Source organism: Vibrio sp. Y176, from assembly GCF_033438945.1.
Genome location: NZ_JAWOQS010000433.1, coordinates 1 through 748 on the forward strand (window position 1 = coordinate 1; position 748 = coordinate 748).

At 48.3% G+C, this 748-nt stretch carries 1 protein-coding gene; it reads right to left on the reverse strand.

Going from position 1 to position 748, the window contains the following annotated elements:
- A partial coding sequence (locus R7O13_RS26510; RefSeq protein ID WP_318305164.1) for an efflux RND transporter permease subunit occupies nt 1-748 on the reverse strand: 748 nt, incomplete at both ends.

Below are 748 nucleotides of genomic sequence, written 5' to 3' on the forward strand. Positions count from 1 at the left end.
GATCACCAAGCCACCTGTAATAAACAGCGTGCTGTACACCTCTTCGATTGAACGCTCGATAAATACTGTCGCGTCGTAATCAATCGCGAGACGTGTTCCTTCTGGTAAGAACTTCTGAATGTTATCGACTTCAGAACGAACCAGCTTCGCCACTTCTAGCGGGTTTGCGTCTGACTGCGGTACCACACCAAGACTGATGTTTACAACACCGTCACTTTTGAAGGTCGAGTTCTCGTTTTCTGCACCAATAAAGACATCCGCCACATCTTTTAGGTAGATAGGCGTGTTGTCGCTTGCACGTTTAATGACAAGATACTGGAAGTCCTCAGGCGTGTTATAAGTACGAGCCGTACGTACCGACATCACCGTCGAGTCGTTGCGAACTTCACCACCCGGACTTTCTAGATTCTCACTTCGTAAAGCTGATGTAATATCCGATGCCGTGACCGCACGACCAGCCATAAGCTCTGGTTTGAGTTTCACGTACATGACTTTGTACAAACCGCCAGAGAGATCGATAGACCTCACACCCGTGATCAAACTGAAACGATCCATCAGAACACGCTCGGCATAATCCGTCAGCTGTGTGCGGTCCATTTCAGAAGAACTTAGATTGATGTAAAGGGACGCTTCACCCGAACCATTGTTCTTGTAAACAATTGGGTCATCTGCTTCATCAGGTAACGAGCGCTGAGCACGAGCAACGGCGTCACGCACATCACTCACCCCAGTATTCAGATCGTAACCT